This window comes from Nocardia sp. NPDC088792 (assembly GCF_044750615.1).
Lineage (GTDB): Bacteria > Actinomycetota > Actinomycetes > Mycobacteriales > Mycobacteriaceae > Nocardia.
In genome coordinates, this window is record NZ_JBIVKC010000007.1 from 312233 (window position 1) to 324044 (window position 11812).

Genomic DNA, 11812 nt, shown 5'->3' on the forward strand with positions numbered 1-11812 from the left:
ACTGAATTCCTAGCAAATCAACACATTTCGTGTCGAGCCATGGATAGTGGGGGCTCGGTGCCGCCGACGAGACGGTCGGCGGCGACGGAGCTATGCCGTGGGCACCGCGATCAGCCAGTGCGTCGCCCGGCGTGGCCGCAGGTAGAGCAGCCAGTACAGGGCGCCCACGGCCGTGATCGAGGCGGTGATGACCAGATCCCGGCCGACCTGCTGGGTCAGCACGTAGGCGAGAGCGGCGAGCAGCAGCACCGGCAGCAAGGGCCACAATGGCATTCGCCAGGCGGCCGCCTTGCCGTGCGCCGCCCGGCGCGCGAAAAGCGCACCCACCGCGACGGATCCGTACAGCGTGACCACGGCGACGCCGGTCACCCCGCTGAGCGTGGCCACGGGCACGTAGCACAGCACCGCGCCCGGGATGCCGACCGCCAGCGTGGCCAGCCAGGGCGCGCCGAAGCGTTTGCTGGTGCCGGCCAGCAGCCGGTTCATCGGACCGGGCCAGGTGTTGTCCCGCGCCGAGGCGAACAGGACGCGAGAGTTCTGGATCACCATGACGATCGCGGCATTCACGATAGCCAGCGCGATACAGAGGCTCACGAAGGTGCCGACCCCCTTGTCGCTCCACTGCTGCACCATGGCGGCGATGTCCCCGCCGGTGAGCGCGTCGAGACTGGGCGCGCCGAGCGTGATGGCGACCACCGGGATCAGGATCACCGCCACGCCGATCCCCAGCGTGGCCAGCACCGTGCGCGAGACATTGCGCCGCGGATTCTCCATATCCTCGGCCAGGTAGACCGCCGTCGAAAAGCCTTGAGTGACAAACAAGGCCGCGGCCAGGCCCGCGATGAGGGTGCCCGCCGACACCGCGGCCGCCGTGCCGGAACCGCCGACGATCGGGTGGAGCAGCACCGACGCGGATCGTTGGGTGTGGCCGAAGCCCAGCGCGGCAACGACACCCGCCGCCACCACCTCCAATGTCAGGAAGAATCCGGTGATCCAGGCATTGGCGCGCAGATCCAGCAGGCCCATCACCGTGGACAGCAGCATCACCGCGGCGCCCAGCAGTTTGGGATCGACGGTCACGATCGGCGAAAGGTATTGGGCGGTACCGATGGCCATGATCGGCGGCACGATCATCACCACGACGAGCGCCTGGAGGAAGGCGAGCCAGCCGCCGAACCGGCCGACCAGCGTCCCGACCATGGCGTATTCGCCGCCCGCACTGGGGATCAGGGTGCCCAGCTCGGAGTAGCAGAAGGCCACCGCGACGCAGAGCAGGGTCGCGATCACCAGCGCGAGGGCGGTGCCGGTGCCCAGGGTCGCGAACGATCCGGGCACGATCACGAACAGCGAGGAGGCGGGGGTCAGGCAGCTCAGCGTCAGCAAGGTGCCGCCGACCGGACCGATCGTGCGTTTCAGGGCCGTCGGGTGGGGCGGTGTGGCGGCAGGTGGAGCGGTGCCCGAGGCGGGATCCCGAAGGTCTGTCATGGATTGATCCGATCAGCGGCGGGTTTGTGAGGTAGGTAACAAATACACTTCGATAACCGTCGCTGCAATGGCGGATTGCCTTCGGATTTAGTTGTGTAAACGCCCCTTCACCACGCCCCTGGCGCGAAATCCCCAGCAGGCCAGATGCGGTCGCCACTGCGGATCACGCAGTGGCGCCGCTCAGAAAATTCAGACGTTTTCACGCCCGTAACAGCTGTATCTCCACGGTGGCCGGCCGCTGCGCCGGACCGCCGATCAGATGCCGCGCGCCGGGGCGGGGGCCGAGTACTCCTGTTCGGGGCGGCCGGTGCTGCCGTAGCGGAGTTGCATACGGAGGCTGCCGGTGCCGACCAAGGCGGCGAGGTAACGCTGCGCGGTGGCGCGTGAAATACCGATGGCGGCGGCCACCTGGGCAGCCGACATGGGTTCCAGCGCGCCTTGAACCGCTTGCAGCACCAGGTCTTTGGTCGGCGAAAGCGCGGCCGAGGTGGCCGTCGCGGCGGAGCCGCCGACGGGATTTCCACTGGGCCGCAACGCCCCCAGCGCGGCATCCACCATGCTGGAGGACACCTCCTCCTCGGAGAGGATGCGGCGGTATCGCGCATACGCCGCGAGCCGCGCCGCCAGCGTCGAATGGTCGAAGGGTTTCACCAGATACACCAGCGCACCCGAGGACAGTGCGGCGCGCACCGTATCGGATTCGATGGCGGCGGTGAGCATCATGGCGTCGAAGCGGAGCTCACGCACCAGTTCGACACCGCAGCCGTCGGGCAGATAGACATCGACCAGTGCCAGGTCGAATTCGTGCTCGTCGATGGCGGCGCGCGCGGCCGCCACGGTGGTCACCGTCGCTCCGACGGTGAATCCAGGTAGTGCCGAGACAATCCCGGCATGCAGGTTGGCGACCCGGAAGTCGTCATCGACGACCAGGACGTTCAGATCTCCTCGGCCCACGCCGGTTCTCCCTCACTCAGTACGCCCGGCAACCGGGCGATGAATTCCGCGCCCTGCAACGTCCTTCCATCGTCGTTCAGACCGGCGCTGGGCGCGCGCCGGCCGGGGTCCGTGAGGCGCACGTCTCCCCCGCGCGCCCGTGCCACATGTTGTGACAACGCCAATCCGATGCCGCGCCCGCCCGCGATGCCCTCCCCGGACCGCGTCGACACCCCTTCGACGAACACCGAATCCACCAGGTCGGCGGGTACGCCGTCGCCGCTGTCGGCCACCGTGATGTGGAGGGTTCCGCCTTCCTGCACCAGTTCGGCCTCGACGATCTTCTCGGGCGATTGCCCGATCTTGGCGGACTCGATGGCGTTGTCCAGGAGATTGCCGAGCACCGTGGTGATGTCCACGGGGGCGGAAACGGCGGCCTCGACCCAGGTATTGGGTCCCAGGCGGAGCTGCACGCCCTGTTCGCGGGCGTGCGCCGCCTTGGCCGAGAGGAACGCCTGGAGGTAGGGGTCGCGCAGCGTCTCCATACCGGGCAGCAGCGCGCCGAGCGGGCCGGAGCCGAGCAGCTCGTCGAGATAGGTCGCCGCATCGCGCGGGCGGCCGGTGTGCAGCAGACCGCTGAGCAGGTGCAGGCGATTCGCGAATTCGTGGCGCTGGGCGCGCAGCACGGTGCTCATGGAGCGGACCGCGTCCAGTTGGCGGGTAAGGGATTCCACGTCGGTGCGGTCGCGGACACTGAGGACCGCACCGAGGGGGCGGCCGTAGCGCGCGACCTTGCGGGCGGTGAGCACCACGATGCGCTCGCCCACCGCCGCCTGCACGGGCCGGCCGTCGGCGGCACGGAATGCCTCCAGAACCCTTGGGGTGAGCCCGATCTCGTCGATATCGGCGCCCGGCGCCGGATCGATGCCGAGCAGGCGGCGGCCCTCGTCGTTGACGACGGTGACGCGCCATTCGGCGTCCGTCGCGACCACGCCTTCGCCGATGCCGTGCAGCACCGCGTCCTGTTCGCGCACGAGTTCGGCCAGTTCGGCGGGTTCCAGGCCGAGGGTCAGGCCGTGCCAGCGCCGGGAGAGCAATACCGAGCCCGCGATGCCGGCCGCCAGTGCGCCGACGATGAGCAGTCCGGCCCGGATCAGATCGCGGAGCAGTTGCGCGTGCACGGCCTCGGTGGAGATGCCGACGCTCACCTCACCGACCACGCGGCTACCGGAATCGGGTTGCAGGACGGGTACTTTCGCGCGGACGGAGTCGCCGAGCGTGCCGTGTTCGCGAATGGTGATCTCGGAGCCGGCCAGGGCGCGGGAAGGGTCGGTGCTCACCTTCTCGCCGAGGCGGGCCGTATCGGGGTGCGCGAGGCGGACGCCGACCTCGTCGGTGATGACCACGAAGAGTGCGTCGGTGCGCTGCCGCGCCGCGTTCGCCATGGTTTCGAGTGCGCCGGCGGCGAGTTCCTGCCGCAGTTCGGGCCCGGGCTTCAATTGCATATCCGCATAACGGGTTACGTCGGTGCGCACCTGCGGATCGGAGGCGACGGTGCGGGCGATGGATAGTGCGCGTTGTGCGTATTCGTCCGACAGCCGCTGCCAGCTCACGTAGGCGAAGACCCCGAAGACCAGCCCAACGGTCAGCCCGACCACTGCTACCTGCAGTAGCAGGATCTGCGTCCGCAGCCGGACGGATCGGGGACCGAGCAAGAACACGACCGTAAGTCTAGATAACCCCCCGCAAACCGGACGATCAGAATGCGCAAAACGTCCTTATTGCTACTTGTGCGACTAACTCACACAACACCCCTCGATGTGACGGGGGACACGTAGCTTCGGTCCAACGCCGGATGAACGGCGCGGAAACAGGAGTTAGCAATGACGCACCCACTCACCGAACGCCATGGTGAGCCGCTGATCGAACTCAGAGGCGCAACGAAGCGTTTTCCCGGCACCGGCGGTGGCATCCACACCGCCGTGCGCGACCTCAACTTCACGGTCGCCGCAGGGGAGTTCGTCGCCGTGGTCGGCCCCACAGGCTGCGGCAAATCCACGACCCTGTCACTGGTTTCGGGACTGGAACCCGCATCGGCCGGGCGCACCCTGGTACGCGGCGACGATGTGCGCGGCATTCCGGACGGGGTGGGCTACATGTTCCAGCAGGACGCCGTACTGCCGTGGAAGTCGGTGCTCGACAATGTGGCGCTCGGACCGGAATTCCGGGGCATCCCGCGGCGGCAGGCCCGCGACCGCGCGGCGCAGTGGGTGGCCAAGGTCGGGTTGGCCGGATTCGAGAGCTACTACCCGCATCAGCTGTCGGGCGGCATGCGCAAGCGCGTGGCCTTGGCGCAGACGCTGGTCAACGATCCGGAGATCATTCTCATGGACGAGCCGTTCAGCGCGCTCGACGTACAGACCCGGCAGCTCATGCAGGACGAACTGCTGCGCGTGTGGGCCGGCACGAACGCCGCGGTGATCTTCGTGACCCACGATCTGGAAGAGGCCATCGCCCTGGCCGATCGGGTCGTCGTCATGACCGCGAGCCCCGCCACCGTCTGCGGCGACTTCCGGGTCACCCTGGAGCGGCCACGCAATGTGGAGGAGGTCCGGCTCACCGACGAGTTCCGCGAACTGTACAAGGAGATCTGGGAAACGCTGCGCGATGAGGTCGAGGCCGCGCGCGCGAAGGGTGCCGCCCGTGTCGCTTGAGCTGGCGCGGGAGAACGACTCCGCCACAACTGAAATCGTCACCGAGACCGAGCAGCAGATCCTCGACCGGGTACGGACGCAAGCACGGAAGACCAAGGCCCGCACCTGGGGGCTGCGCGCCCTGATCGTGGTGTTGTGGCTGGGCTCGTGGGAACTCACCGCCTCCTATTGGATCGATCCGTTCTTCTATTCGAAGCCCTCGCTCATCTGGGATCGGCTGGTCGAATGGTTCACGCAGGGCACGCAATTCGGCTCCATCTGGCTGCAGCTGTTCACCACCGTCGAGGAGGCGGTGCTGGGCTTCGCCATCGGCACCGTGGCCGGTGTGGTGCTGGGTGTGCTGCTGGGACGCTCCCGCTACTGGGCGGATGTGCTGGCGCCGTTCATCAAGGCGCTCAATGCGGTTCCGCGCATCGTGCTGGCCTCGCTGTTCATCATCTGGTTCGGCCTGGGGCTGCAGTCCAAGGTGGCGACCGTGGTGGTGCTGGTGTTCTTCGCGGTGTTCTTCAATGCCTTCACGGGGGCGCGGGAGGTGGACGGCAATGTCATCAACAATGCCCGCATCCTCGGCGCGAGCCGCATGAAGGTGCTGACGTCGATCGTGCTGCCCAGCGCCACCACCTGGATCCTGTCCTCGCTGCACACCGCCTTCGGGTTCGCGCTCATCGGCGCGGTGGTCGGCGAATACGCCGGGGCGAGCATGGGTTTGGGGCTGCTGATCAGCAATGCGCAGGGCACCTTCGACGCGGCGGGCATCTACGCGGGCATGATCGTCATCACCGTGGTGGCGCTGGTGGCCGAATGGCTGATCGGGCTGGCCGAGAACCGGTTGCTGAAATGGCGTCCGTCGCAGGTCGCTTCGGGTCACGGGGTGTGAGACGTGAAGTATCGCAAACACATTGCCGTTGTGCTGCTCGCTGTTTCGGCGCTGCTGGTGGTGACCGGGTGCCGGGACTCGCGGCGCATTCCGGTGGCGAACGGGCGGCCGCAGGTCACCATCATGGTGGGCGGGCTGGAGAAGGTCATCTATCTGCCCGCCATGCTGACCCAGCGGCTCGGGTACTTCACGGACAGCGATATCGATGTGACGCTGCTGGGCGAACAGTCCGGCGCGACCGCCGAGACCGCGCTGCTCACCGGGGATGTGCAGGCGGTGGTGGGGTTCTACGACCACACCATCGATCTGCAGGCCAAGGATCAATGCTTGAAGACCGTGGTGCAGCTGGCCGACGTGCCGGGTGAGGTGGAGCTGGTGTCCAAGGCGGATGCCGCGGCGATCACCTCCCCCAAGGATTTCCGGGGGCGCAATCTCGGTGTGACATCGCTGGGTTCGTCCACGGACTTCCTGACCCAGGCCCTCGCGGGTCAGGCGGGGCTGAAGACGTCGGATTACACGCGGGTGAAGGTCGGCGCCGGCCAGACCTTCATCGCGGGTATGAACCACAACGGGATCGACGCGGGCATGACCACCGATCCGACCGTCGCCAAGATGGTCGACTCCGGTGGCGCGAAGGTGCTGGTGGACATGCGCAATGAGCAGGGCACCCGGGACGCGCTCGGCGGGCTCTACCCGGCGGCCTCGCTCTACATGCGCTGCGACACCGTCGCGAGCCATCCGGATATCGTGCAGAAACTCGCGAATTCCTTTGTGCGGACACTGCAGTGGATGAAGTCGCACAGTCCGGAGGAGATCGCCGCGCGGATGCCGGCGCAATACGCGGGCGGCGACCCGAAGCTCTACGTCAAGTCGATCCGGGACTCCATCACGATGTTCAACGGTGACGGCCTGATGAAACGTGAGGGGGCCGAGAACGTGCTCCGCATTCTCGGCCAGTATTCGCGCAATGTGCAGCCCGTCCGGGATCGCATCGAGCTGGATGCGACCTACACCAACGAGTTCGCGCAGCGGGCGCAGATTCCGCGTCAGTGACGATTCTGCCCGGCGCGGCGAGCACGCCGTAGCGCGTCGCCGGTGAACACGGCCAATGCCAGCCAGATGAGGGCGAACCCCGCCCATCGCGAGGCCGGCATCGGTTCGTGTCCCACCGCCACACCCCACGTCAATTGCAGTGCGGGCGTGAGATATTGGAGCAGTCCCATGGTGGACAACGGAACCCGGGGCGCCGCCAGCGCGAAGCACAGCAGCGGCACCAGGGTCACCGGTCCGGTCACCATGAGCAGCGCGGTGTGGCCCACGCTGGAACCGAAGGTCGCGTGCCCGGTCAGGCCCATGACGAGCACGGCGATCAGCGCGAACGGCGCGGCGGTCAGGCCCTCGGCGGCCAGGCCCGGCAGCGCATCCAATCGGATCACCTTCTTGACCAGCCCGTAAGTGGCGAACGAGCAAGCCAGAATCAGCGCGATCCAGGGCGGCCGCCCGTAATCGACGGTGAGCACCACCACCGCCAATGCGCCGAGAGCCAGTGCCACCCACTGTGTCCGGCGCAGTCGCTCCCGAAAGATGATGACGCCGAACGCCACCGTCACCAGTGGATTGATGAAGTACCCCAGCGCACACTCGACCACCTGCTTCGAGATGACGCCGTACACATAGGTACCCCAGTTCAACGACAGCGCCGCCGAGGCGATGGCCGCCAATCCCCAGGTGCGCCGGTCGATACCGCGCAGTTCCCGGAACCGCCCCGCGAGCAACAGCAGGATGAGCGCGACGACCAGCGTCCAGAGAATCCGCTCGGCCAGTACCTCCCCCGCACTCGCGAACGACAGCAGTCCGAAGAAGGCCGGGAACAACCCCCAGAGGAAATACGCGCCCGTCCCGAACGCGATCCCCGCCTCCCGCCCACTTGCCCGGCGACGGGTACCGGCGCTCACCTCGGTCGGGATCGTTCGTCCATCGCCCACCGGACAACGTTAGCCCGCGAAAGTATCCCGGTGCATACATCTCCGGTTCGCGCAGGTAGCTATCGATCGGGGAACAGACGGCTATCTTCCGGGAAAGCAGCGACGCGGCCGGCAGCCGATTTCGTGCCGGGCCGGCTTGGCAACGCATTCATAGCAAATTGGCAGAACAAGACAATGCGGACACGGGATTCGACCAGGCCCGGACCGCGCCCGCGGCGGGCCGCTCACCTGCATAAACCGGCAATTCAACAGCTACCATCTAGGCTGTCTGGCATGTCGATCACCGCGCAGGCAGAGACACACCCACCCGCGCCCGCGACCGGACTGACCTCGGCCGAGGTCGAACAACGGCGACGGGACGGCTTGGCCAATGACGTTCCCGAACGGGCGAGCCGCTCGGTCCGCGATATCGTGCGGGCGAACGTGTTCACGCGGATCAACGCGATCCTGGGTGTGCTGTTCATTCTGGTGCTGGCCACCGGATCGATCATCGACGGAATGTTCGGGCTGCTGATCATCGCCAACAGTGCGGTCGGCATCATCCAGGAGATCCGCGCCAAGAACACCCTCGACAAGCTGGCCATCGTCGGGCAGGCCAAGCCGGTGGTGCGGCGCGAGGGCAAGGCGCAGTCGGTCGCACCGCAGGACGTGGTGCTGGACGACATCATCGAACTCGGGCCCGGCGATCAGATCGTGGTGGACGGCGAGGTGGTGGAGTCCGAACTGCTGGAGGTCGACGAATCGCTGCTCACCGGTGAGGCCGACCCCATCGACAAACTCCTTGGCGCGCAGATCATGTCGGGCAGCTTCGTGGTGTCCGGCTCGGGCGCCTACCGGGCCACCAAGGTCGGCAAGGACGCCTACGCGGCCAAACTGGCCGACGAGGCCAGCAAGTTCACCCTGGTGAAATCGGAACTGCGCAGCGGCATCGACACCATCCTGAAAGTCATTACCTACCTGCTGATTCCGGCGGGGCTGCTGTCTATTTACAACCAGCTGGTGTCCTCCAAGGAGTCGTGGCGGCCCGCCGTCAGCGGCATGGTGGCCGCGCTGGTGCCGATGGTGCCCGAGGGTCTGGTGCTGATGACCTCGGTCGCGTTCGCGGTGGGCGTGGTCCGGCTGGGCGCACGCAAATGCCTGGTGCAGGAGCTGCCCGCCATCGAGGGACTGGCGCGGGTGGATGTGGTGTGCGCGGACAAGACCGGCACGCTCACCGAGAACGGCATGCGGCTCGCCGAGATCCGGCCGGTCAGCGAAGGCCGTCTGACGACCCCCGAAGACGGCGAAAAACCCAGCTACCGCAAGGAATTGAGTCAAGTACTGGCCGCCCTGGCCGCCGACGATCCACGGCCCAATGCCAGCGTGCTCGCCATCAAGGAGGCCCTGCCGGACGCTCCGGGCTGGAAGGCGACCGGTCTCGCGCCGTTCTCCTCCGCCAAGAAGTGGAGCGGCATGTCCTACGGCGAACACGGGAACTGGCTGATGGGCGCGCCCGACGTGCTGCTGGATCCCGACTCCGAGATTGCCGCCACCGCGCAGGAGATCGGCGCGAAGGGGCTGCGCGTGCTGCTGCTGGCGAGTAGTGACCGGCCGGTCGACGCGCCCGACGCACCCGGCCGGGTCACCCCGGCGGCACTGGTGGTGCTGGAGCAGAAGGTGCGGCCGGACGCCAAGGAGACGCTGGATTACTTTGCCTCCCAGAATGTCTCGGCGAAGGTGATCTCCGGCGACAATGCCGTGTCGGTGGGGGCGGTGGCGTCGTCGCTCGGCCTGGCCGGCGGGGACAATCCGGTCGACGCCCGCTCCCTGCCCAGCGATCAGCAGGAACTGGCCGATGTGCTGGAGGAGCGCACCGTGTTCGGCCGCGTGCGCCCGGATCAGAAGCGCGCCATGGTCAGCGCCTTGCAGTCGCGCGGCCACACCGTCGCCATGACCGGTGACGGTGTCAACGACGTACTCGCCCTGAAGGACGCCGATATCGGCGTCGCCATGGGTTCGGGCAGCCCGGCCACCCGGTCGGTGGCGCAGATCGTGCTGCTGGACAACAGGTTCGCGACGCTGCCCTATGTGGTGGCCGAGGGCCGGCGGGTCATCGGCAATATCGAGCGGGTCTCCAACCTGTTCCTCACCAAGACCGTGTACTCGGTGGTGCTGGCGTTCCTGGTGGGTATCGCGGGCATCGGGTCGCAGATCTTCCACTACGAGTCGATCGGGTATCCGTTCCTGCCGCGCCACGTGACGATCGCGGCCTGGTTCACCATCGGCATTCCGGCGTTCATCCTGTCGCTGGCGCCGAACAATGAACGCGCGCGCAGCGGATTCGTCGGTCGCGTCATGCGTTTGGCGATTCCCTCGGGTCTGGTGATCGGCGTGATGACGTTCATCTCGTACCTCATCGCTTATAAGGGACCGCATGCCGGGGAGACCGCGAAGGTGCAGGCGGGCACCACGGCGCTGATCACGCTGCTGGTCATCGCGGTGTGGGTGCTGGCCATCGTGGCGCGGCCGTGGAACTGGTGGAAACTGATCCTGATCGCGGGTTCGGTTGCCGGCTACCTGATTCTGTTCGCGGTGCCGTTCACCCGGCATTTCTTCAAGCTGGATCCGAGCAATGCGGCCTTGACGACGTCCGCGGTGGTGTGCGGCGCGATCGGCGTGGTGCTGGTCGAGGTGGCGTGGTGGGTGAGCGCCAAGCTCACGGGCCAGTCGCCGCAGCTGCTGCCGCCCGCGGCCGAAAAGGTCTGACACCAGCGGTATTCGAATTCGTGAGACGGCAGCGCATCGGGCGGATGCGCTGCCGTTTTACATTCCAACTGGTCGCATGGTTTGGCTCGCCGTGATTTGTCTTGTCCTGGGCAGTCTTTGAAAACGCAGGTACCTTGAGCCACATGGAGGTCCTGTTGCATCAGATCGACGCGTTCGCCGATGCACCGTTCTCGGGCAATCCGGCAGCAGTCATGCCACTGCTGACCTGGCTGCCGGACGAGCTGCTGCAACAACTCGCCGAGGAGAACAATCTCGCCGAGACGGGCTTCTACACCTCGGCCCTACCGCCGGAAGCGGGTGCGCCGCCGGACAACTCGCCCGCCTTCCACCTGCGCTGGTTCACGCCCGCCGTCGAGGTCGACCTGTGCGGGCACGCCACCCTCGCCACCGCGGCACAGATTCTCGACGATATGCATCCCGGCGCGGACCGCGTGCACTTCTACACCCGCAGCGGCTGGCTACGAGTGGACCGCGACCGCGACGAACTGGTGCTGGACCTGCCGTCGGTGTCCTCGGTGGAAATCGATGTGCACGACGAGGTTCCGCGCGCACTGGCGGCGGCCCTCGGCGTGCGGCCCTTACGCGCGTTCGACGGCACCGATCTGGTGCTGGTCGTCAGCGCCGAACACGAAGTGCGCGAAGCGCACCCGAACTTCTCGGCCTTCCCGGACATGAACCGCGGCGCCATCCTCACCGCCGAAGGCACCGACGCCGACTTCGTCTCCCGGTTCTTCGCACCCGCCCAGGGCATTCCCGAGGACCCCGTAACCGGTTCCGCCCACGCGCAACTCACACCGCTATGGGCCAAGGAGCTCGGGCGCACCACATTCGTCGCCCGTCAGCTGTCGCGTCGCGGCGGCACACTGCGCTGCACCCTCGCCGGTGAGCGCGTACGCCTGTCGGGCCGCTGCCGGCGTTATCTCGACGGCGTGGTCCGGCTGCCGGACTGACGACCGGCTGTCCATCCGCGCTCCCGGATACACCGGCCGGACCGGCGGTTTCGCGCGGCAGTCCGGCTGCGGCACGGCCCCGACCGAGCTGTAGCGCAATCC

General features: G+C 67.1%; 9 protein-coding genes. 5 read left to right on the forward strand and 4 right to left on the reverse strand.

Going from position 1 to position 11812, the window contains the following annotated elements:
* Window positions 1–90: 90 nt before the first annotated feature.
* The 3 genes from ACIP5Y_RS41415 to ACIP5Y_RS41425 form a co-directional block, all read right to left on the reverse strand.
* Entirely contained in the window at window positions 91–1485 is a 1395-nt protein-coding gene (locus ACIP5Y_RS41415) for an APC family permease (protein WP_400358603.1), read from the reverse strand.
* Window positions 1486–1740: 255 nt separating this feature from the next.
* Window positions 1741–2439: a response regulator gene (locus ACIP5Y_RS41420; RefSeq protein WP_400358605.1), complete on the reverse strand. Its 699-nt coding sequence runs from the start codon at window positions 2437–2439 to the stop codon at window positions 1741–1743.
* Window positions 2421–4139: an ATP-binding protein gene (locus tag ACIP5Y_RS41425; RefSeq protein ID WP_400358607.1), complete on the reverse strand. Its 1719-nt coding sequence runs from the start codon at window positions 4137–4139 to the stop codon at window positions 2421–2423. Before ACIP5Y_RS41425 ends, ACIP5Y_RS41420 begins: the two co-directional genes overlap by 19 nt.
* A gap of 162 nt (window positions 4140–4301) precedes the next feature.
* On the opposite strand from ACIP5Y_RS41425, the gene ACIP5Y_RS41430 reads away from it, so the two are divergent.
* Genes ACIP5Y_RS41430 through ACIP5Y_RS41440 form a run of 3 tightly spaced genes read left to right on the forward strand, consistent with a single transcriptional unit; the run spans window position 4302 to window position 7062 of the window.
* Entirely contained in the window at window positions 4302–5132 is an 831-nt protein-coding gene (locus tag ACIP5Y_RS41430; RefSeq protein WP_400358609.1) for an ABC transporter ATP-binding protein, read from the forward strand.
* Complete coding sequence (locus tag ACIP5Y_RS41435) at window positions 5122–6009, forward strand: ABC transporter permease (protein ID WP_400358611.1); 888 nt, start codon at window positions 5122–5124, stop codon at window positions 6007–6009. Before ACIP5Y_RS41430 ends, ACIP5Y_RS41435 begins: the two co-directional genes overlap by 11 nt.
* Window positions 6010–6012: 3 nt before the next feature.
* The gene (locus ACIP5Y_RS41440) at window positions 6013–7062 is read left to right on the forward strand and encodes an ABC transporter substrate-binding protein (protein WP_400358613.1); all 1050 of its coding nucleotides are present in this window, start codon (window positions 6013–6015) and stop codon (window positions 7060–7062) included.
* On the opposite strand, the gene rarD is transcribed toward ACIP5Y_RS41440, so the two are convergent.
* Window positions 7056–7964 (reverse strand): EamA family transporter RarD, encoded by a 909-nt coding sequence (rarD, locus tag ACIP5Y_RS41445; RefSeq protein WP_400358990.1) that lies wholly within the window; start codon window positions 7962–7964, stop codon window positions 7056–7058. The two genes, ACIP5Y_RS41440 and rarD, sit on opposite strands and share 7 nt — an antisense overlap.
* Before the next feature lie 303 nt (window positions 7965–8267).
* Here rarD and ACIP5Y_RS41450 point away from each other — a divergent pair, with 303 nt between their 5' ends.
* The gene (locus ACIP5Y_RS41450; RefSeq protein WP_400358615.1) at window positions 8268–10739 is read left to right on the forward strand and encodes an HAD-IC family P-type ATPase; all 2472 of its coding nucleotides are present in this window, start codon (window positions 8268–8270) and stop codon (window positions 10737–10739) included.
* A 143-nt stretch (window positions 10740–10882) separates the two neighbouring features.
* Window positions 10883–11710 carry a PhzF family phenazine biosynthesis protein gene (locus tag ACIP5Y_RS41455; RefSeq protein WP_400358617.1) on the forward strand — a complete coding sequence of 276 codons (828 nt, stop codon included), beginning with the start codon at window positions 10883–10885 and terminating at the stop codon, window positions 11708–11710.
* Window positions 11711–11812: the final 102 nt, after the last annotated feature.